Annotated in this window: 14 protein-coding genes; 4 read left to right on the top strand and 10 right to left on the bottom strand. The window is 71.9% G+C overall.

The genetic code is table 11. The features are described 5' to 3' along the window. Nucleotides 1-29 precede the first annotated feature (29 nt). Complete coding sequence (locus NYZ98_RS14895; RefSeq protein ID WP_262843353.1) at nucleotides 30-836, top strand: SAM-dependent methyltransferase; 807 nt, start codon at nucleotides 30-32, stop codon at nucleotides 834-836. Between the two features lie 22 nt (nucleotides 837-858). Here NYZ98_RS14895 and NYZ98_RS14900 read toward each other — a convergent pair whose 3' ends face one another. Both NYZ98_RS14900 and NYZ98_RS14905 read right to left on the bottom strand, forming a co-directional pair. Continuing rightward, on the bottom strand, nucleotides 859-1,962 hold the full coding sequence (locus NYZ98_RS14900; protein WP_262843354.1) for a WD40/YVTN/BNR-like repeat-containing protein: 1,104 nt from the start codon (nucleotides 1,960-1,962) through the stop codon (nucleotides 859-861). A 171-nt stretch (nucleotides 1,963-2,133) separates the two neighbouring features. Further along, nucleotides 2,134-2,640 (bottom strand): lytic polysaccharide monooxygenase auxiliary activity family 9 protein, encoded by a 507-nt coding sequence (locus NYZ98_RS14905; protein WP_262843355.1) that lies wholly within the window; start codon nucleotides 2,638-2,640, stop codon nucleotides 2,134-2,136. A 342-nt stretch (nucleotides 2,641-2,982) separates the two neighbouring features. Here NYZ98_RS14905 and kstD point away from each other — a divergent pair, with 342 nt between their 5' ends. Continuing rightward, nucleotides 2,983-4,797: a 3-oxosteroid 1-dehydrogenase gene (kstD, locus tag NYZ98_RS14910; protein ID WP_262843356.1), complete on the top strand. Its 1,815-nt coding sequence runs from the start codon at nucleotides 2,983-2,985 to the stop codon at nucleotides 4,795-4,797. 55 nt (nucleotides 4,798-4,852) lie between these two features. Here the strand turns inward: kstD and NYZ98_RS14915 are convergent, their stop codons facing one another. Further along, the gene (locus NYZ98_RS14915) at nucleotides 4,853-6,568 is read right to left on the bottom strand and encodes a dihydroxy-acid dehydratase (RefSeq protein WP_262843357.1); all 1,716 of its coding nucleotides are present in this window, start codon (nucleotides 6,566-6,568) and stop codon (nucleotides 4,853-4,855) included. A 166-nt stretch (nucleotides 6,569-6,734) separates the two neighbouring features. On the opposite strand from NYZ98_RS14915, the gene NYZ98_RS14920 reads away from it, so the two are divergent. Continuing rightward, nucleotides 6,735-7,742, top strand: coding sequence for a zinc-dependent alcohol dehydrogenase (locus NYZ98_RS14920; RefSeq protein WP_262843358.1), 1,008 nt, complete (start codon nucleotides 6,735-6,737; stop codon nucleotides 7,740-7,742). A 111-nt stretch (nucleotides 7,743-7,853) separates the two neighbouring features. On the opposite strand, the gene NYZ98_RS14925 is transcribed toward NYZ98_RS14920, so the two are convergent. Then, nucleotides 7,854-10,304, bottom strand: a complete 2,451-nt coding sequence (locus NYZ98_RS14925) for a M14 family metallopeptidase (protein ID WP_262843359.1) — start codon at nucleotides 10,302-10,304, stop codon at nucleotides 7,854-7,856. A gap of 323 nt (nucleotides 10,305-10,627) precedes the next feature. Between NYZ98_RS14925 and NYZ98_RS14930 the strand changes: the two genes are divergently transcribed. Beyond that, on the top strand, nucleotides 10,628-10,909 hold the full coding sequence (locus NYZ98_RS14930) for a WhiB family transcriptional regulator (protein WP_262843360.1): 282 nt from the start codon (nucleotides 10,628-10,630) through the stop codon (nucleotides 10,907-10,909). 19 nt (nucleotides 10,910-10,928) lie between these two features. Here NYZ98_RS14930 and NYZ98_RS14935 read toward each other — a convergent pair whose 3' ends face one another. The 6 genes from NYZ98_RS14935 to NYZ98_RS14960 all read right to left on the bottom strand — a co-directional run bounded on the left by NYZ98_RS14935 (nucleotide 10,929) and on the right by NYZ98_RS14960 (nucleotide 17,058). Beyond that, nucleotides 10,929-11,849 (bottom strand): carbohydrate ABC transporter permease, encoded by a 921-nt coding sequence (locus NYZ98_RS14935; protein WP_262843361.1) that lies wholly within the window; start codon nucleotides 11,847-11,849, stop codon nucleotides 10,929-10,931. A 43-nt stretch (nucleotides 11,850-11,892) separates the two neighbouring features. Beyond that, on the bottom strand, nucleotides 11,893-12,849 hold the full coding sequence (locus tag NYZ98_RS14940; protein WP_262843362.1) for a carbohydrate ABC transporter permease: 957 nt from the start codon (nucleotides 12,847-12,849) through the stop codon (nucleotides 11,893-11,895). 48 nt (nucleotides 12,850-12,897) lie between these two features. After that, a complete protein-coding gene (gene ngcE / locus NYZ98_RS14945; protein WP_262843363.1) occupies nucleotides 12,898-14,322 on the bottom strand; it encodes an N-acetylglucosamine/diacetylchitobiose ABC transporter substrate-binding protein in 1,425 nt (474 codons plus the stop codon). A gap of 152 nt (nucleotides 14,323-14,474) precedes the next feature. Beyond that, on the bottom strand, nucleotides 14,475-15,227 hold the full coding sequence (locus tag NYZ98_RS14950) for an SIS domain-containing protein (protein ID WP_262843364.1): 753 nt from the start codon (nucleotides 15,225-15,227) through the stop codon (nucleotides 14,475-14,477). Between the two features lie 124 nt (nucleotides 15,228-15,351). Continuing rightward, nucleotides 15,352-16,500: an oxalate decarboxylase family bicupin gene (locus tag NYZ98_RS14955; RefSeq protein WP_262843365.1), complete on the bottom strand. Its 1,149-nt coding sequence runs from the start codon at nucleotides 16,498-16,500 to the stop codon at nucleotides 15,352-15,354. Nucleotides 16,501-16,710: 210 nt separating this feature from the next. Next, the gene (locus NYZ98_RS14960; protein WP_262843366.1) at nucleotides 16,711-17,058 is read right to left on the bottom strand and encodes an ArsR/SmtB family transcription factor; all 348 of its coding nucleotides are present in this window, start codon (nucleotides 17,056-17,058) and stop codon (nucleotides 16,711-16,713) included. Nucleotides 17,059-17,102 lie beyond the last annotated feature (44 nt).

Raw genomic sequence — 17,102 nt, forward strand, 5'->3', positions numbered from 1 at the left:
CATGGGGTGCGGACCAGTAGAGGACATCGATGAACCCGGCTTCGAACGGGGGAGTTTTCGACCCGAGCACTCCCAACGCCGCGCGGATGTACGACTACTTCCTTGGCGGGAAGGACAACCTCCCCGTCGACCGGGCGGCGGCCGAGCAGGTGCTGAAGCTCGTGCCGGAGATCCCCGTCGGCATCCGGGAGAACCGCGCCTTCCTGTGCCGGGCCGTGCGCTTCCTCGCCGAGCAGGGCGTGCGCCAGTTCCTCGACATCGGCGCCGGCCTGCCGACCCAGCGGAACGTGCACCAGGTGGCCGCCGAGTACGCGCCCGGCTCCCGCACGGTGTACGTGGACAACGATCCGCAGGTGCTCACGCACGCGCGCGCCCTGCTGCAGGACAGCCCGCAGGTGCTGGTGGCCGAGGGGGACCTGCGGCGGCCCGAGGAGATCCTGCACGACCACGAGGTGCGCGCGCACCTGGACTTCGACCGGCCGATCGCCGTCCTGCTGCTGGCGATCGTCCACTTCATCCCGGACGCCGAGGACCCGCGCGGCATCGTCGCCCGGCTCCGCGACGGGCTGGCCCCCGGGAGCCACCTCGCCCTCTCGCACGTGGCGGTGGACGAGCGCCCGCAGGCCGCGCCCGCCGTGGAACGCGTCTACAACCGGGCCTCGGCGCAGTTCGTGGCGAGGATGTCCGGCGAGATAGCCCCCTTCTTCGACGGGCTCGATCTGGCCGAACCCGGAATGGTCAACCTGCACGAATGGCGGCCGGACATTCCCGTCGTCGCGCCGGTACTGGAGACGGTCGGGTCCTATTTCCTGTGCGGCGTCGGCCGGGTCCGCTGAACCCGGAGACCGCCCGCGCGGGTCAGCGCAGGCGGAGCGTGAGCCGGGCGACCCGGCCCTGCTCGCCGGACGCCCAGCAGCTCAGGTCGGGAGCGCAGGCCACGGTGTCGAAGGACCCCGTGTCGAACTTCCGCCAGCGCTCGCCGGACGTCAGCGTCACGTCGCTGCCGGACGGCCCGACCGCGATGGCGGCGAACGGCAGGTGGGGCAGCCAGGCGACGCCCGACCGGTAGGCCTCGGGCGGGGCCGCCGCGCGCGTCCAGGTCGCGCCCCCGTCCCGGGTCAGCGCGGCGGCGTCGGGGGAGGGCAGGTCCGGCTGGAAGTCGCCGCCCACCGCGATGCCGTGCCGGGGGTCGCGGAACGCCAGCGCGAACACGCCCCGCGCGGGGTCGCCGGCCGGGATCGGGGTGTCGGCCACGGTCCAGGTGAGGCCGCGGTCGCGGGAGTGGAACACGCGCGAGCGGGCGCCCCCGCCGGCGGCGAGCCACACGTCGCGGTCGCCCGCCGTCACCAGGCACTGGCCGGACGCGGCGAAGCCCGCCTCGCCGGGCAGGGCGTCCGGCATCCCGGTGGCGGGGAGCACCTTCCAGGTGCGTCCTCCGTCGCCGGTGGACAGGATACGGAACCTGCCGTCCACGGGGTCGCTCATCGCCAGGCCGTGCCTGCGGTCGAAGAAGGCCATGCAGTCGTAGAAGGCCCTCGGCTCGTCGTTGCGATAGGTCTCCGCCCAGCTCCGCCCGCCGTCCTCGGTGCGGTACACGCGGGAGGCGTCGCCCTCGCCGATCGACAGGATCAGCGCGGTGCGGGCGTCGAAGGCCTCGATGTCGCGGAACTGCAGGTCGGCGGTGTCAGGCGGGGAGACGTTCGTCCAGGTCCTGCCGCCGTCCCCGGTCCGGAGCACGGTGCCGAGGCTGCCGGACGCCCACGCCGTGTCGCGGCTCACCGGGGACAGCCCGCGAAGGCGGGACGCGGTCCCGGTCGGCCTGAGCTCCCAGGCCAGGGCCGGCACGGCCGCCTCCCCGGCCGCCGGGGCCGGGTCGGCGGGAGCGGCGTCCGCCGAGGCGGGGGTCGTCGCCATGAGCGCGCCCGCTGCCATGATCATGCTGAGTACAGCTCTGCCCATCATGGTGGCAAGGTAGTCAAACTGATCGAATTCGTCCACGATGCCGCCGGAAGGCCCGTTCACCCGCCCAGGCGGGCCTTCCGGCGGCGACGTCCGCACGAGCCCCGAGGGGCCCGCCTCAGTCCCCGGGCGGCGGCCCGGGGGAGCCGGGCCGCCGCAGGAGACCGCCGGTCGTCATCGCTGCAGGTCGACGCAGGAGTAGAAGGCGTTCGCCGTGTCGGCGATGTTCCAGATCGCCAGGACCTTCTGCCGCCCGGTCCTGCCGCCCAGGCTCACGGTGTGGGACACCGTGGCGCCGGGCTGCTTGCCGCCGTCGTTGAACACGGCGATCCGGGTGTTGCCGATGTAGTACTCCCACGTGCTGGTCGCGTGGCGCGCGGTCAGCACCCAGTTGAAGGTGACGGTGTTCCCGACGCTGGTGGCCGGCCAGCCCTTGCTCTCGTCGCTGAGCTGGGCGAACCTGGCGTTCCCGCCGTGACAGCTCCGCAGGCCCTTGGGCCCTTCCACGCTCTGCGGCTCGTAGATGATGTCGCCGCAGTTCGCCACGCGGCCCTGGGCGCACATGGCCTGGCGGCTCGGCGGCGAGGAGATGTAGCCGTGGGCCATGGCCGGGGAGGCGATGAACACCGTGGCCCCGATGGCGAGCACCGCGGTCGCGAGGAAGGTGAGCGTTCTTCGCATGTCCTGCTCCTTTGCTGGGGGGTGACCTCAATTGTGTAAGAAAGTTTCCTAAGAGTAAATCCCGTCATGACAGGATTTTCTAGGCTCAGTCAGAGCGGTGGAGGGTCGCGGAGGGCTCGCGGGCCCCTCGGTGGCGGGTCGCGAGGCACCTCGCGGGCATGAAGGTGATTGACAGGCTTTGCCAAACAAGCGCATGCTCGGTCAGTGACCGGGGTCACAGTGCCCCACGCTCTTCCGTAGCAGCGCACCCAGGCGCGAGGTGCCATCGCGGTGTCCCGCCGGACGCCTCCTCACCGAGGCTCGCCGGCCCGTCGCAGCGCTCGTACGCCGAAGGGATCCACCATGGCCGTCCCCCCAGGGCCTTCCCCCCGCCTGCCCTCCGAGAGCAGTCCTCCGCCGGCCGCCGCCGGTCCCAGCCGCCGCGCCGTGCTGCGCGGCGCCGCCGTCGCCGGCGCGGTCCTGGTGACCGGCGGCGCCCTCGACCGGGGCGGCGTCCCCGCCCACGCCGACGCCGAGTACGACGTCGTCGTCGTCGGCTGCGGCGCCTCGGGGATGACCGCCGCGCTGACGGCCGCCAAGCGGGGGCTGAGCGTCGTCGTGGTGGAGAAGGCGCCCACGTTCGGCGGCTCGGCCGCCCGCTCGGGCGCGGGGATCTGGGTGCCCTGCAACGAGGTGATCCTGGCCGCCGGGGTGCCCGACACCCCGGCCAAGGCCGCCGCCTACCTCGCCCGCGTCGTCGGGACCGGCGTGCCCGCCGACCGGCAGGCGGCCTACCTCGCCAACGGGCCCGCCATGATCTCCTTCGTGATCCGGAACAGCCCGCTGCGGTTCCGCTGGATGGAGGGCTACTCCGACTACTATCCGGAGTTCCCCGGAGGGATGCCGAACGGGCGCTCCATCGAGCCCGACCAGCTCGACGGGCACATCCTCGGCGCCGAGCTGGCCAACCTCAACCCCTCCTACATCCCCACCCCGGACGGGCTGGTCGTCTTCAGCGCCGACTACAAGTGGCTCACGCTCAGCGCGGTCAACCCCCAGGGGCTGGCGGTCTCCGCCCAGTGCGTCCAGCGGGGCGTCGAGGCGGCGCTGCGCGGGGAGAAGCCGCTCACCATGGGCCAGGCCCTGGCCGGCGGGCTGCGGGCGGGGCTCCAGTCGGCCGGCGTCCCGGTGTGGCTGAACACCCCGCTGGCCGACCTGCGCGTGGAGTCCGGCCGCGTCACCGGGGCGGTGGTGACCAGGAACGGCGCGCAGACGCTGGTCAGGGCCAGGCGCGCCGTGGTCGTCGGCTCCGGCGGCTTCGAGCACAGCCCCACCATGCGCAGGGAGTTCCAGCGCCAGCCCATCGGGACCGACTGGACCGTGGGCGCCAAGGAGAACACCGGCGACGGCATCGAGGCCGGCGAGCGGGCCGGGGCCGCGCTGGACCTCATGGACGACGCCTGGTGGGGCCCGGCCATCCCGCTGCCGGACCAGCCGTACTTCTGCCTGGCTGAGCGCACCCTGCCCGGCTGCCTGCTGGTCAACGGCAAGGGCGTGCGGTTCGTCAACGAGGGCGCGCCCTACAGCGACGTGGTGCACGTCATGTACGACCGCGACACCCCGTCCTCCCGGCACATCCCGGCCTGGCTGATCACCGACCAGCAGTACCGCGACCGCTACCTGTTCAAGGACGTGCCCCCGCTGCTGCCGCTCCCCGAGGAGTGGTACCAGAGCGGCGCCGCGTTCAAGGCCGTGACGCTGGATCAGCTCGCCGGGAAGATCGGCGTGCCGGCGGCGGCGCTGCGCTCCACGGTGGCCCGGTTCAACGGGTTCGCGTTCACCGGCAGGGACCTGGACTTCCACCGGGGCGACAGCGTGTACGACCGCTACTACGCCGACCCCTACGTCCGGCCCAACCCGTGCCTGGCCCCGCTGTGGCTGCCGCCGTTCTACGCCTTCAAGATCGTCCCTGGTGACCTCGGCACCAAGGGCGGCATGCGGACCGACGCGCGGGCGCGGGTGCTGCGGGCCGACGGCACGCCGATCCCCGGCCTGTACGCGGCCGGGAACGCCAGCGGCGCCGTCATGGGGCACAGCTACGCCGGAGCGGGGTCGACCATCGGGCCGGCCATGACCTTCGGCTACATCGCCGCGAACGACATCGCCGCCAACCCCTGACCCCCGCCGGCTCCCGCGCGGCCCTGAAGCCCGCGCGGGGGCCGTACGGCGGTGCTCAGTGCGACTCGCGGGCCACCTTGTGGCCGCTGGACCCGAGCAGGAAGTCCAGGTCGGCCCCGGTGTCGGCCTGCGTCACGTGGTCGACGTACAGCCGTTCCCAGCCCCGTGACGGGTTGGCGTACGCCTTGGCGGCGGCGGGTGAGGGGCTGCGCGCGGCCAGCTCGCCGGGGGGCAGGTCGACGTCCAGCCGCCGGGCCGCGACGTCGAGCACGATGGGGTCGCCGGTGCGGACCAGGCCGAGCGGCCCGCCCGCCGCCGCCTCCGGGGCCACGTGCAGGACGACGGTCCCGTACGCGGTGCCGCTCATCCGCCCGTCGCAGACGCGCACCATGTCCCGCACGCCCCGGGCGAGCAGCTTCTGCGGGAGCGGCAGGTTGGCCACCTCCGGCATGCCCGGGTAGCCGCGCGGGCCGCACCCGCGCAGGACCAGCACGGAGGTCTCGTCCACGTCCAGCGCGGGGTCGTTCAGCCGCGCCCTGGCGTCCTCGACGCTGTCGAACACGATGGCGCGCCCCCGGTGCCGCAGCAGCTCGGGGGAGGCGGCGGCCGGCTTGATCACCGCGCCGTGCGGGGCCAGGTCGCCCCGCAGGACGGCGATGCCGGCGTCCTCGAGCAGCGGCCGGGAGCGGGGGCGGATGACGTCCTCGTCGAAGATCCGCGCGCCGTCCAGGTGGCCGGCCAGCGGGGTGCCGTCCACGGTGATCGCCTCGGGGTCGAGCAGGTCGGCGACCTCGCGGAGCACCGCGTGCAGGCCGCCGGCCCGGTACAGGTCGTCCATCAGGTGCCGGCCGGCCGGCAGCAGGTCCACCAGCAGCGGCACCCCCGACCCGGTGCGGTCGAAGTCGTCCAGGGTGAGCTCGACGCCGAGGCGGCCGGCCAGGGCCAGCAGGTGCACGACGGCGTTGGTCGAGCCGCCGATCGCGGCCAGCGTGACGATCGCGTTGAGGAACGAGCCGCGCGTCATGATGTCGCTCGGGCGGCGCCCCTTGGCGATCATGTCGATCACCAGGCGGCCGGTGGCGTGGGAGAGCTCCAGGAGCCGGCTGTCGGGGGCCGGGGTCCCGGCGATGCCGGGCAGGGACATGCCGAGCGCCTCGGTCACCAGGGCCATGGTCGAGGCGGTGCCCATGGTGTTGCAGTGCCCCTTGCTGCGGATCATCGACGACTCCGAGGCCGTGAAGTCCCGCTGCGTGAGCGTGCCGGCCCGCATCTCCTCGCTGAGCCGCCACACGTCGGTCCCGCAGCCGAGCGGGACGCCGTGGAAGGTCCCGGTGAGCATGGGGCCGCCGGGGACCACGACGGCGGGCAGGTCCACCGACGCGGCGGCCATCAGCAGCGACGGGATCGTCTTGTCGCAGCCGCCGAGCAGCACCACCCCGTCGATCGGGTTGGCCCGCAGCATCTCCTCGGTGGCCATGGCGGCCATGTTGCGCCACAGCATCGCGGTCGGGCGGACCTGGGTCTCGCCGAGGGAGACCACGGGCAGGTTGAGCGGGACGCCGCCCGCCTCCCAGATCCCGTTCTCCACGCTGCGGGCGACCTCGTCGAGGTGGGCGTTGCAGGGGGTCAGCGCGGAGGCGGTGTTGGCGATGGCGACGTGCGGGCGCCCGTCGAAGGCGTGGCCGGGCAGTCCCCGGCGCATCCAGGCCCGGTGGATGTAGGCGTTGCGGTCGCCACCCGCGTACCACTCCTGGCTTCGCTGTCCACTCATGGGGTGATCTTCCCCTAATTGGAGCGTATGTCTACATTGATGAGGTGTCGCGACTGTATAGCGGCAGGAGCCGCATGTCATCGCCGAGGCGGCCCGTGCCGGGCGGAGGGGGTCACATGCGCCTTGTCATCACCGGGGGACCGGGGTCGACCACGGCGGTCCCGCGATGAGGGCGGTCGTCCTGCGCGGCCCCGGGCGGGCCGGCGTCGAGGAGGTGGCCGACCCCGCGCCGGAGGCGGGACAGGCCGTCGTGGACGTCCACCGCGTCGGGATCTGCGGCACCGACCACGAGCTGTTCACCGGGACGATGGCCTACTACGCGCAGGGCAAGGCGTCCTTCCCCCTGCGCCCCGGCCACGAGTGGGCCGGGGTGGTCGCGGCCGTGGGCGCCGGCGTCGCCGGGGACTGGATCGGCGCCCGGGTCACCGGGGACACCATGCTCGGGTGCGGCCGGTGCCCGCGCTGCCTCGGCGGGCACGGCCACGTGTGCGCCTTCCGGTCCGAGGTCGGCATCCTCGGCGGCTGGCCGGGCGCGCTGGCGGAGAAGGTGTGCGTGCCCGTCACCAGCCTGCACCGCCTCCCGGACTCCGTGGACGACCAGGCCGGGGCCCTGGTCGAGCCCGGCGGCAACGCCTGGCGGGCCGCCTCGGCCGCCGGCGCCCGCCCCGGGGTCCGCGTCCTGGTCTGCGGGCCGGGGACCATCGGGCTGCTGACCGCCGCCTTCGCGCGGGCGGCGGGCGCGGAGGTCCACGTGCTGGGGCTCGACCGGCGCAACCAGGAACTCGCCGAGAAGCTCGGCGCCGACCGGTTCTGGACCCTGGACGAGCCGCCCGGCGGCACCTTCGAGGCCGTCGTCGACTGCACCGACGACCCCGGGACCCCGCCCGCCGCCCTGGAGCTGGTCGAGCCGGCCGGGCGGGTGGTGCACATCGGCCTGGCCGGCACGCCCAGCGTGATCGACACCCGGGCCCTGGTGCTCAAGGACGTGACCGCCGTCGGCATCCTGGGCGGCTCCCCGGGCCTGGCCCCGGCGATCGGCCACTACGCCGAGGGCCGGGTGACGCCGGGGCCGCTGGTCGCGGCCACGATGGGGCTCGAAGGGGCGGTGGACGCGCTGGCCGGCGTTCGGGACGGCGCGCCCGGAACCAAGATCCACATCGACCCCCGGCTCTGACACCGCCTCCGCGCGGTCCGCGCCCCCGGCGAGGCGTGGCTCGAGGTCCGTCCGGGTCCCCGTCCGGGGGCGGCGAGGGGCGGCCGGGCGACCGCCCCGGATCGGTCGTGACTAGGGCTTCTTGCCGACCTCCACCCGCTCCTTGCGGTAGCCGCCACCGCCGCCGTCCGGACGGTAGCCGCGCTCGACGTTGCCGGCGATGTCGACGGAGAACCAGCGCACCTCGGTGGTCGCGTTCACCGTGATCCGCTGGGTGCCCTCGCGCGCCCCCGAGGACGTCAGCTTCGTGGAGTGCAGCGTCGGGCGGCTGCCGTCCAGCGTGTAGTAGAGGTTCGCCGGCTCGTCGATCGAGAAGGTGAACGTGGCCGAGGCGGGGGTGCGGCCGGTCACCTGGAGCCGGGACTCGGGACGGTCCTTGTCCTTGGAGAAGGCCCGCGCGACCTCCAGGATGGCGATCTGGCCGCCGGCGAACTCCATCGCCTCCTCGTGGCCCTCGGCGAACGACGGCTGGAACCCGACCGCCTGGAACTGCTTGGTCGCCGGGTCGTACAGGTCCGCGCCGACCTCGAAGTCCCAGCCGATGATGCCCCGGTTGAACCAGTGCTCGTCGGCGCTGTTGCCGGCCGCCGAGTACAGGACGTCCGGCACCGGGCCGGTCCGCCCGGGCCAGATGGCCGTCCCGCGCCAGGCCTGCACGGCGGACAGGATGTGGCCCGAGGCGTCCCAGAAGTAGTTCTCGGTGCCGAAGTCGGCCCGGGGGAGCAGCTCACGGCCGGGGAGCTTGTACGCCCCCGGGGGCCACATGAAGTAGCCGCCGTAGGAGTGCGTGTTCATCGCGAACTTGATGTTGGGGTACCGGTTCGTCAGCCAGACCTCGTCGCGCGACTCCGGCTCCGACAGCTCCGCGGGGCCGGCGAACGTGGCGCTGGTGCAGGTCGAGGAGGCGCCGCTGTACCCGTCGAACAGGGAGCCGACCGAGAAGTTGCGGTTGAGGTCCACTCCCCAGTTGTTGCGCGCCGCCGGGTCGCCCGCGGTGGCCGCGCAGTGGTTCGTCATGTTCTTGCGCTGCATGTTGAAGTCGTAGAACGAGTAGTGCGCCCCGTCGGGGTTGGCCGAGGGCAGCACGAAGATGTCGAGGCCGTCGACCAGCTTCTTGGTCCGGGGGTCGTGGGAGTAGTTGCGCAGCAGCCTTTCCGCGGCCTCCACGCAGACCAGCGGGGTCACCCACTCGCGGGCGTGCTCCTGGCAGTACAGGAACACGCCGGTCTTCGAGCCGTCCCTGGCCTTGCCGATGCGCAGCGCCTTCATCTGGAACGGCTGGCGCGACACCGACGCCGGGGCGTTGAGGCCGTCGGTGAGCCTGGTCGCCGCCGCGGCCGCGACCAGGCCGCCGCCCGGGTCGCCCCGGTAGGTGCTCGCGGTCAGCAGGGCCGACGCCGCCGCGTCGGCGTTGAGCGCGTCGGCCACCTGGCGGGCGGTGCTGGAGATCGCCCCGGCCGCGTCGGTGGCCAGGGTGACCACGACGGCCTGCCCGGAGACCGCCACCGCGAGCGGCGCCGAGGGGGTCTCCGGCTTCACCAGGGCCACGCTGAGGTCGTTGCCGCCCTCGGAGCCGTACTTCTTGGAGGTCACGTAGAACGTGCTCGCCGCGACGGCGCCGAACTGCGCCTGGGCGGCCCGGCGGTAGCCGTTGGTCTTGTACGGCAGGTCGACGATCTGGGTGAGCCTCGGGAACTCCTTGGCCAGGGCGGTGATCCGCGTGGTGACCTCGGTGGGGTCCATGTAGTGGTCGACGAAGTCCGCCACGTAGTGCGAGCCGGGCGGTTTGCGCCGCTCGCCCAGCCACTTGGTCACCGGGACCGTGACGGTGCCGCCCCTGCTGCTGGTCACGGTCACCTTCGCGGGGGTGGCGGTCACCGACAGCGGGGCGTTGAACCGGTGGTACATGTACTGCCCGGCGTCGGTGAAGCGCGACATCGTCGTGGTGCCGCCGGAGCCGGGCTCGGTCCCCCTGCCGCTGTCCCAGGTGGCGGTGAGCACCGTCTCGGCGTCGGTCGCGCTCGACTTCACCTCCACCGCCAGGAAGCGCTGATCGTCCAGGCTGGTGAACCACTCGGCGCGCAGCGGGGTCAGCGTGTCGGTCTCGGCGGCGTCGGCGGCGTCGGCCGACCTGATCGCGGAGTCGCGCTCGGACCGGTTGGCGGCGGCGTCGGCCCGGTCGGAGATGGCGCCGCGCACGTCGAATCCCTGGGCGCGCAGCTCCTGGGCCTCCAGGGGGCTGAGCACGGCGTGCACCTCGATGCCGTCGTTCACGGGCTTCTTGTACTCGGCCAGGTCGACGCCGAGGGAGTTGAGCCGGTCCAGGGCGGCGTCGTCGGGGACCACGATGCGGAGCAGGGCGACGCCGTCCGCCGAGGTGCCCGGTTGCCGGTCGGGCGCGACGGGTACCGGGGTGGGGGAGGGCGCTGCCAGCACGGGGAGGGCGCTGAGCCCGAGGGCGAGGGGGAGGGTGAGCCCGGCGATCAGGGCCGCTGCCCTCCTGCCGGTGACGGAACTCCTCATGAGAGATGCCTCCAGTCGGCGTGCCGGTCCGGGCAGGGGGCGTCCCGGGCCGTCGCACGCGCGTGCAGTGAGTCTTGGCGTTGTAAGGATCTTCGTCAAGACCCAAAGGCCCACATACCCCATGATCGACTGGTGTAGTCGATCATCTCAGGGTAGGGACGCAGTACGCCGTGCGCCGAGGTCAGGGGCAGGCAGTTTTGCCCGAAATAGGGGAAACGGCCCGGCAAATTAATTCCGCAAAGATGTGTCAACCACCTCAGAGCGGGCACGCGACTCCTCGGCGAAGCCGTACGCCGTCCATCACTCACCTGCATGGGAACGTCATGGTCATCCAGGACACCGTCATACCCGCCGTCTCGTGGCTGCGCCGCGCGGCCTGCCGCAGCGAGGATCCGGAGCTGTTCTTCCCGATCTCGGCGAAGGGCCCCGGGCACGCGCAGCACGAGCGCGCCAAGTCGGTCTGCCGCCGGTGCCCCGTACGGCCGGCCTGTCTTGACTACGCGTTGACCAGCCGCCAGGAGCACGGGATCTGGGGCGGGACCGACCCCGACGAGCGCAGGGCCACCGCGGCCCGGCACCGGAACTGGCACGTCCGCACGGGATAGCGGGTGGCGGCGTGCGCGCCTACTTGAACGAGCCCGTGGTCAGGCCCGCCTGGATCTGCCGCTGGAAGATCGTGTAGACGATCAGCATGGGCAGGATGGCCATGCTGAGGGCGGCGAACAGGGCGGACCAGTCGGCGTCGTACCCGGCGGCCGTGGAGATGTCCGCGATTCCCTGGGTGAGGACCCATTTATCCTTTGCCTGGCCGCTGAGCAGGACCAGCGGGATCTGGTACTGGTTCCACTGGCCCAGGATGTTGAAGATCGTGATGCTCACGACGCCGGGCCGGGCCATCGGCAGCATGATCTGGAAGAACACCCGGCTGTGCGACGCCCCGTCCACGAAGGCCGCCTCCGCGACCGCCTGGGGCAGCGTGCGGAAGAACGCCGACAGGAAGAACACCGTGAACGGCAGCGAGTAGGCGATGTAGACCAGCACCAGGCCGCCGCGGGTGTCCAGGCCGATGAGCGGGCCGACCAGCGGGAGGGCGCCGAGGTTGCGCACCACGAAGAACAGCGGGGTCAGCGCCAGGTAGACCGGGAACGCCAGCCCGGAGACGAACAGCAGGTAGATCGCCCGGTTGCCCCGGAACCGGTAGCGCGCGAGCACGTAGGCCGCCATGGAGCCGAGCAGCATGGTGCCGAAGGTGCCCAGCGCCACGACGACCACGCTGTTGAGCATGTACAGCCCGACGTGCGCGCCGGCCCAGGCGCGCGCCCAGTTGTCCCAGCGCAGGGTGGCCGGGAGCGACCAGGCGCTGCCGAAGATCTCGTCCTCGCTCTTCACCGAGGCCAGGAACGTCCACACGATCGGCACCACGACCAGCACGGTCCACACGATCAGCGCCACGTGCGACAGCCCCGACAGCGGCCCGAGCCTGGCCCTGCGCCGCTCGCGCGCCGCGCTCCGGCTCAGCGTCACCCTCTCCGCCCGCGAAACCATGGTCAGCCCCCCTCGCCCGCCCGCGCGGCCGTGCCCCGGCCCATCAGAACTCGATCCGCTCGCGGCGCGACAGGCGCAGGGCCAGCACCGCGAAGGCGACCGTGAAGAAGAACAGCACCACGCCCATGGCCGAGGCGTAGCCGAACTTGAAGTACTGGAAGGCGTTGCGGTAGACCTCGGCGGCCATCACGGTCGTGGAATGGTCGGGCCCGCCGTGCTCGGCCGTCATCACCCACACCAGGGCGAACACGTCCAGCGCCGCGATGCCGAGGTAGATCCACCCGACCTGCACGGTCTCCCACAGCAGGGGGAGGGTCACCCGGGCGAAGAGCTGCACCCGCCCCGCACCGTCGATGCGCGCCGCCTCGAACATCTCCCGGGGGATGGAGGCCATGCCCGCCGAGAACAGCACCACGTAGAAGCCCACCGCCTGCCAGACCAGCACCGCCAGGATGGACCAGAACGCGACCCCCGGATCGGACAGGAACCCCACCGGCTCCAGGCCGAGGGCGATCAGCGGCCCGTTGAGCATGCCGCTCCCGTCCGGCCGGAACACCTGCTGGAACAGCACGGCCACGATCGCCACGGCCAGCACCTGGGGGAAGAAGAACACCACGCGGTAGAACCCCGACCCCCACACGCCCGCGACCCCGCCTCCCTGCCCGCCCGCGTTGAGCAGGAAGGCGAAGAACAGGGCGATCGCCAGGGTGAGCAGCGGCAGCAGGACCAGCAGCAGCGCGTTGTGGCCGACCGCCCGCCAGAAGACGCCGTCGCCGAGCAGCCTGCCGAAGTTCGCGAGCCCTACGAACCGGGGAGCGGCGCTCACGCCCCGCCAGTCGGTCATCGCGATGGAGAACGCCTGCGCGTAGGGGGAGATCACGTAGACCAGGTAGAGCAGCACGGGGGCGGCCAGGAACCCCGTGATGAACCGCGCCCTGACGAAGCCCTCCCTGCCGGCCCGGCCCGGCCGGCGCGGCCTGCCGTCCGCCACCTCGCTCACCGCCTCTCACCCCGGTGGCCCGCGCCCCCGGGAACGCCGCCCGCGGACTCAGCGGGTGAACTTCTTGACCGAGGTGTCGCTCTTGACCTCGTCGGACTTGCGCTGGATCCGGTCGGCCCACTCGCCGACCTTCAGCCGCCCCGCCATGAGCTGGCCGGTGGCGGCGGCCACCTCGTCGTGCAGCTCCTGGTACCACTGGCGGAACCGGAAGTAGGTGACGTGCTCGCCGGCCGTCTTCAGGGCCGCCGCCGCGCTCTGCAGGCCGGGCTTGAGGGTGCGCCCCTCGGCGGCGCCGTTCACGATGGTCAGCGTACTGACCAGTTCGGTGAACCGGCCGGCGCCGTCCTTGGAGAGCATGGCCCGCATGTACTCCATGCCGGCGCGCGGGTTGGCCGACCGGGCGGCCACGAAGGACTCCTCACCGGGCCGGGAGTGCAGCGTGCCGTACGGCAGGGCGTCGGAGGTGTCGAAGGAGGGCAGCGGGAACATCGCGTAGCCGAAGTCGGCGGGGGTGGAGTCCTTCTGCTCGTTCTCCAGCCACGACCCGCAGGGCAGCATGGCCACCTGGTACTTGTTCTGCGCCGTCTGGGTCTGGATGTGGTCCAGCCCTTCGGTGCCCCGCATGAGATATTTCGCGCCGAGGTCGGCGAAGGCGGTCGCGGCCTTGGTGACCGGCTCGGCCTTCCACGCCCCGTCCTCCAGGTTGTCCAGGCTCGTCAGCACGCCGGCCCCGCCGATCTTGGCGGCGAGGGTGAGGATCGTCTCGTAGATGTAGAACGGGTGCTTGCCGGCGTAGGTGAACGGCGCCGCCTCGCCCGACTTCTTGATCTTCTCGCAGAGCGACGTGAAGTCGTCCCAGGTCTTCGGGACCTCCCAGTCGTTGGCGGTGAAGAGCTTCTTGGAGTACCAGATACCCCACACCGTGTTGGCGTAGTTCAGCACCGAGAAGACGCCGTCGTAGCTGCCGAGCTCGATCGCCGACGGCAGGATCGTGTCCCGCACCTTCACGCCCGGGTCGTCCCAGCTCGGGGCGTCCAGCAGCTCGCGGAGGTCCTGGAGCTGGCCGTCCTGGGCGAGCGCGCCGAAGTCCATGGCGTTGGAGCCGGAGTTGTTCACGAACTCGGGCGGGTCGCCCCCGGCGAACCGGGGCTGGAGCGTCTTGGCGATCTCCTTGGTGGCGGTGTGCTTGATCGCGACCTTCGGGTGCCCCTTCTTGAACAGCGGCTCGTGGATGTCCCTGGCGTAGGCGTCGCCGAACCCGCCGTCGAAGATCACCACCTCGAAGGGCCGGTCCTCGGGGATCGCCAGAGGGTTGGCCGCCGTCCGCGCCCCGAGGGTCGGGGCCCTGGACGCGGTGGTGCCGCCGCCGGACGGGGACGCGCAGGCCGACAGCGCGCCGCCCGCCGGCAGGAGCAGTCCGGCGAGCGCGGCGCTTCGCAGCAGTCCGCGCCGGGAGAGGGGGTGGTCCGCCATGGGGTCCTCCTGGGGGTGGAGTGCCCGCCGTGCGGTCCTCCTCGGCGGAGGGCCTGGGTACGGGCGCGAGGGTTCTCCGGTGAAACCTGTTTTCAACGCTTCAGGGTCGGGGACGGCGGTATGCGGACGGGGTCCCGGTGGGTGCCGGGGGGTCAGCCGCCCCGGCGGACGCGCCCGGCGTAGCGGCTCTCCAGCACCCGGTTGTGCTCGTCGCCGCCGGCGACGTTGGACGACAGGTAGATCGGCGGCGTCTGGCCGGCCTCAAGCAGCTCCCTGACCACCTCGGCGACCATCATCTGCGCCAGCAGCGCCGAGGTGATCGTCGAGACCGCGCCGAACGTCCCGCCCTCGGGCAGCGGCATGACCGCGTCGCCGTACGGGGCACCGTTGTCCAGGACCACGTCGGCGAGGTCCATCAGCTTGCGCCCCGAGGGGTGGCGGGAGGTCATCTCGGTGCTGTGGCGCACCGAGGTCAGCGCGACCAGCCCGTGCCCGCCCTCCTTGACGATCGAGGCCAGCTCCACCACCGAGCCGTTGACCCCGGAGCTGGAGATGATGACGAAGGCGTCCTGCGGCTCGATCGGCGCGAGGTCGTAGATGCGGCGGGCGATCGAGGGGTCGCGCTCCAGCTCGGCGGACCTGAGCGTCTCGGGCGGCTCCCCGCCGTACAGGACCAGGTCGCGAAGGGCGAGCCGGTTGGTGGGGACCAGGCCCCCCGCCCGGCCGGCGATCTCCATCGCGATGGCCTCGGAGTGCCCCGAGCCGAAGGCCTGGATCACCCCGCCGCCGCGCAGGCAGGCGCACAGCAGCGCGGCGGCGTCCCGCACCGCCGTCGCCTGGCTCGCGGAGACGTCCCGCACCAGCTTCTCGACCTTCTCGACGTAGGCGGCGGCACTGATGTCCACGGGCTCGGCTCCCCTCGGGTAATCATTCCTTTCACATTCATGTGATCAAGTGAAAATAATTGCCCACGACGGCGTACTTAGCAAGTGCCGGTTCCGGACGGCCGCGCGCGGCCCCGGGGGGAGGTCACCGGACGACGCTGTTCTTCTGCCTCGACAGGGACTCGATCATGGAGCGCGGGACGTTCAGCGTGTCGGCGCTGACCTGCGCCGGGGTGTTGGCCATCCACTGGGTCAGCGAGATGTCCTCGAACCGGGGGTTGCGGAACATCTCCAGGAACACCAGCGGCTCGGTGCCGAGGTTCTCGACGTAGTGTCCGTAGGCGAAGGGCACGTACCCGACGTCGCCCGCCTGGTAGTTGAACGTGCGCGCCAGCCCGGAGGAGGCGAAGACCCCCATGCGCCCGAAACCGGAGATGTAGTACTGCCACTCGTCGTCGGTGGGATGCCAGTGCAGCTCGCGCAGCCCGCCCGGCTCGATCTCGACCAGGGCGGCCGAGATCGTGGTGGCGGCGGTGAAGTTCGTGGAGTCGGTGACCCGCACCGACCCGCCGTCGAAGCGGGTGGGCGTCTGGGCGAGCATCCGGTGCTTGAACGTGCGCGGCACGTCCCCGCTGGGGCTGATCACCCGGTCGGAGTCCAGCGCCGGCGGCACCTGGCCGCGGAAGATGTACTTCTCCTTCTCAGGCAGGTCCCGCATCTGCTGGTCCGACCAGCCGAAGTTCTTCGCCAGCACGCTCTTGGGGGTGTGGGCGAAGAAGTCGCTCATCATGAAGGTGGAGTTCTCCGAGAACGCGCCGTCGTCGAAGACCAGCAGGAATTCGACGCCTTCGTCCAGCGCCTGGATGTAATGTGGTATTCCTCGGGGGAAGAACCAGAGATCGCCCTTTTCAACGTCATCGAGGAAATTGCACCCTTCCTGGTCGACGGCGCCGATGCGGCAGCTCCCTTCCAGGACATAGGCCCATTCCGACTCTTTGTGCCAGTGCAGCTCGCGGTAGACGCCGGGGTCGAGTTTCATGTCGACGCCGGCCAGCGTGGTGGCGATCGGCAGTTCGCGGGTGGTCACCTCGCGGGTCCAGCCGCCCTCCTCGATCCTGGTGTGCGCCATGGAGAAGGAGAACTTCAGGTTCGGCACGGTGCCGTAGTCGGTGGCCGGCGGGGTGATCAGGTCGGGGTTCTGCCGGTCCAGCATGACGTTCCGGGGGCCGGTGTCGACGGCGCCCTTTGCACCGCGTATCGGCTGGGGAACCCCGTTATGGGGTGAATCGGTCATGTCAGTTATTCTCCTTGAATTGGCGAGCCGTCCTCATATGGAGGATCATTGAGAGTACACGGCACCGCGAATCAGGAATTACCCAGTCATGGAATGGAAGACGCGCGAAAGAGGCCTCGGCGCGGCAAACAAATGGCACGGGCCGGTAATCCGCCGCACGGGCCCGCCGCCCGCCGCACGGGCCTGCCGCCTGCCGCCTGCCGCCTGCCGTCAGCCGAGCAGGCGCCGGCGCTGCGCCGCGTCGGCGCCGAGGACCGACTGGAGCAGGTGGGGGAACAGGGCGTCGAGGTCCTCGCGCCGCAGGGTGTTCATCTTGGCCGTTCCCCGGTAGATCTGCCGGATCACCCCGGCCTCGCGGAGCACCCGGAAGTGGTGGGTCGTGGTCGACTTGCTGATCGCCAGCTCGATGTCCGAGCAGGCCGCCTCCTGGTCGCCGAGCGCGGCGAGGTAGCTCACCACCCGCAGGCGCATCGGGTCGGACAGGGCGTGCAGCACGCCCTCCAGCCGGATCTCCTCGCGCAGGGGGTGGGCCAGGGCCCGTACGGGCGTCGACGTCATGGCGCTTCCCTCCCTCGCGGCTGGGCCCATTGTACGAGAGACGT

Origin of the sequence: Sphaerisporangium corydalis, assembly GCF_025506355.1 — a bacterium.
GTDB lineage: Bacteria > Actinomycetota > Actinomycetes > Streptosporangiales > Streptosporangiaceae > Sphaerisporangium > Sphaerisporangium corydalis.

Excerpts from the sequence above, each read along its gene's own strand:
- NYZ98_RS14895 (WP_262843353.1), top strand. The coding sequence starts at position 30 with ATGAACCCGGCTTCGAACGGGGGAGTTTTCGACCCGAGCACTCCCAAC.
- NYZ98_RS14900 (WP_262843354.1), bottom strand. The coding sequence starts at position 1,962 with ATGATGGGCAGAGCTGTACTCAGCATGATCATGGCAGCGGGCGCGCTC.
- NYZ98_RS14905 (WP_262843355.1), bottom strand. The coding sequence starts at position 2,640 with ATGCGAAGAACGCTCACCTTCCTCGCGACCGCGGTGCTCGCCATCGGG.
- kstD (WP_262843356.1), top strand. The coding sequence starts at position 2,983 with ATGGCCGTCCCCCCAGGGCCTTCCCCCCGCCTGCCCTCCGAGAGCAGT.
- NYZ98_RS14915 (WP_262843357.1), bottom strand. The coding sequence starts at position 6,568 with ATGAGTGGACAGCGAAGCCAGGAGTGGTACGCGGGTGGCGACCGCAAC.
- NYZ98_RS14920 (WP_262843358.1), top strand. The coding sequence starts at position 6,735 with ATGAGGGCGGTCGTCCTGCGCGGCCCCGGGCGGGCCGGCGTCGAGGAG.
- NYZ98_RS14925 (WP_262843359.1), bottom strand. The coding sequence starts at position 10,304 with ATGAGGAGTTCCGTCACCGGCAGGAGGGCAGCGGCCCTGATCGCCGGG.
- NYZ98_RS14930 (WP_262843360.1), top strand. The coding sequence starts at position 10,628 with ATGGTCATCCAGGACACCGTCATACCCGCCGTCTCGTGGCTGCGCCGC.
- NYZ98_RS14935 (WP_262843361.1), bottom strand. The coding sequence starts at position 11,849 with ATGGTTTCGCGGGCGGAGAGGGTGACGCTGAGCCGGAGCGCGGCGCGC.
- ngcE (WP_262843363.1), bottom strand. The coding sequence starts at position 14,322 with ATGGCGGACCACCCCCTCTCCCGGCGCGGACTGCTGCGAAGCGCCGCG.
- NYZ98_RS14955 (WP_262843365.1), bottom strand. The coding sequence starts at position 16,500 with ATGACCGATTCACCCCATAACGGGGTTCCCCAGCCGATACGCGGTGCA.
- NYZ98_RS14960 (WP_262843366.1), bottom strand. The coding sequence starts at position 17,058 with ATGACGTCGACGCCCGTACGGGCCCTGGCCCACCCCCTGCGCGAGGAG.